This window comes from Streptomyces sp. NRRL WC-3549 (assembly GCF_000721935.1).
Classification (GTDB): domain Bacteria; phylum Actinomycetota; class Actinomycetes; order Streptomycetales; family Streptomycetaceae; genus Streptomyces.
On record NZ_KL585385.1, the window covers coordinates 110,533 to 112,984 of the forward strand.

At 73.5% G+C, this 2,452-nt stretch carries 2 protein-coding genes and 1 pseudogene; 1 reads left to right on the plus strand and 2 read right to left on the minus strand.

The features are described 5' to 3' along the window. Positions 1-934, plus strand: a 934-nt coding sequence (locus tag IH13_RS0104055; protein WP_234433204.1) for a coiled-coil domain-containing protein, incomplete at its 5' end; no start/stop codon positions are given. 42 nt (positions 935-976) lie between these two features. Here the strand turns inward: IH13_RS0104055 and IH13_RS0104060 are convergent. Together IH13_RS0104060 and IH13_RS0104065 are read right to left on the minus strand one after the other, a co-directional pair. Further along, positions 977-2,119 carry an NADH-quinone oxidoreductase subunit D gene (locus IH13_RS0104060; RefSeq protein ID WP_031081032.1) on the minus strand — a complete coding sequence of 381 codons (1,143 nt, stop codon included), beginning with the start codon at positions 2,117-2,119 and terminating at the stop codon, positions 977-979. Between the two features lie 32 nt (positions 2,120-2,151). Then, positions 2,152-2,452, minus strand: a pseudogene (locus IH13_RS0104065) (hypothetical protein); the annotation flags it as partial.

Consider the following 2,452-nt stretch of genomic DNA (forward strand, 5'->3'; position numbering starts at 1 on the left):
ACCCATGGTTCTGCGCGGGCTGGTGGCCGCGGCGGCCGCCGCCGCCGTGACCGGCGCCTTCCTGATGCGCAGTTGGGACCGGGAGGCCGGGCTGCGGGTCGCGGAGCTGACCCGTGCCCGGGCCGGCGACGAGTGGAAGACCGAGGAGCGGATAGCCGAGCTCGAGACCGACCTCGAGGAATCCCGCGAACTGCGCACCCGGCTGGAGACCAAGCTGCGCCGCAAGCGGGTGGAGCTCGCCGGACTGCGCGGCGAACACGCCGCACTGCTGCGCCGGTACGCCACCGCGGAGACCGAGCGGGCCAGCGCCCTGGAGGGCCGCCGCCGGCTCGCCATCGAAGCCACCGAGGCAGCCGAAGCCACCGCGCCCCGGGAACTCCCCGCCGCACGGTCCACCCCGACCCCCGGAGCGTATCTGCGCGCGGCCCAGGCGCTGGAGGACCTGACGCGCAACGCGGCCCTCCAGGAGGCACGTCGCACCGCCGAGACGGCCCGGCAGCGGGATCTGGCCGAGCGGGCCGCGGAGCGGGACACGGAGGGCGAAGGCCCGAAGGGGAAGCACGCGGCGGGCACCGGGACGAAGGACCGGGAACACCGCCCGCCGGCCGCCCTCCCCGCACCGCAGCCGTCGCCCGCACCGGTGCGGGCGCCCCGCGCCGTGGCCGCCGCGTCGGCCGTCGTCCCGTACGCCGCGCGCCGGCACCTCGTCCCCCAGGGCAGCTTCGACTTCTTCGGTACGCAGAAGGCGGGGGCCACCGCGATCGAGTCCGTGCAGAACGAGGACCTCGCGGACGTGGTGGGCGAGGAGGCACTCGCCGCGCACCGTACGGGCACGGCGGAGAACCGGGCCGTGGGCAAGGTCATCGACCTGACCGCGCACGACGAGACCGAGCAACTGGACGTCGGCCCGCTGCGCAGCGCCGTCTCCTCCTGAGCCCGCCCCCGGGGCGCCGCGCCACCGGCGCCCCGGGAGCGGTTACTTGTCGATGTCGCCGACGACGAAGAAGAGCGAACCCAGGATCGCGACCATGTCGGCGACGAGCGTGCCCGGCAGGAGCTCGGTGAGCGCCTGGATGTTGTTGTACGACGCGGAGCGCAGCTTCAGCCGGTACGGGGTCTTCTCGCCCGTGGACACCAGGTAGTAGCCGTTGATGCCGAGGGGGTTCTCGGTCCACGCGTAGGTGTGGCCCTCCGGGGCCTTCAGCACCTTGGGCAGCCGCTGGTTGACGGGCCCGGGCGCCAGGTCGGCCATCCGGTCCAGGCAGGCGTCCGCCAGGTCCAGCGCGTTGTGGGTCTGTTCCAGCAGGCACTCGAAGCGCGCCAGGCAGTCCCCCTCGGTCCGGGTGACGACCTTCAGGGTGTCCGCCAGCTCCCCGTACGCCAGGTAGGGCTCGTCGCGGCGCAGGTCGAAGTCGACCCCCGAGGCCCGGGCGATCGGACCGGACACCCCGTAGCCGTGCACGGCCTCGGCGGACAGCACACCGACGCCCCGGGTGCGGCCACGGAAGATCTCGTTGCCGAGGACCAGCCGGTCGTACACGTCCATCCGGGAGCGCACCGAGGCGACGGCGCCCCGGGCCCGGCCGAGCCAGCCCGCGGGCAGGTCCTCCTTCAGGCCGCCGACCCGGTTGAACATGTAGTGCATCCGGCCGCCGGAGACCTCCTCCATCACGGTCTGGAGCTCCTCGCGCTCCCGGAACGCGTAGAACATCGGGGTGATTCCGCCGAGTTCCAGCGGATAGGAACCGAGGAACATCAGATGGTTCAGGACCCGGTTCAGCTCGGCCAGCAGCGTACGCGTCCAGACGGCGCGCTCCGGGACCTCCATGCCGAGCATCCGCTCGACCGCCATGACGACGCCGAGCTCGTTGGAGAAGGCCGACAGCCAGTCGTGGCGGTTGGCGAGCATGATGATCTGCCGGTAGTCACGCGCCTCGAACAGCTTCTCCGCGCCGCGGTGCATGTACCCGATGACCGGTTCGGCCTGCCGGATGCGTTCCCCGTCGAGCACGAGCCGCAGCCGGAGCACCCCGTGCGTCGAGGGATGCTGCGGACCGATGTTGAGCACCATGTCGGTGCTCTCTGCCGCGCCGCCGATGCCGACCGTCGTCTCCGTCATGCCCGACAGTATCCCTCCTGTGCCGCACCGGGTCAGGGGCGGACTCCGGGCGCCACCCACTGCCGCAGCCAGCCGAAGTCGCCCAGGCCGCCCCGGGCGGTCAGCTCGGCCGCCTCGCCCGCCGAGGCGAGCGCCCGGACGTATCCGGCGGGGTCGGTGGAGGCCCGGGAGAGCGGCGGGCGTTCACCGCTGACGCCCAGCTCCCGCAGGGCCGTGCGCTGGTCCAGCAGCTCGGCCCCGGCGCCGAGGCCCGCGGTCGCCGCCGCACACGCGTCCAGCGCCACGTGTGCCGTCAGGTCGCGGCTGCCGTCCGGAACCGGCTCCACCTCGCGC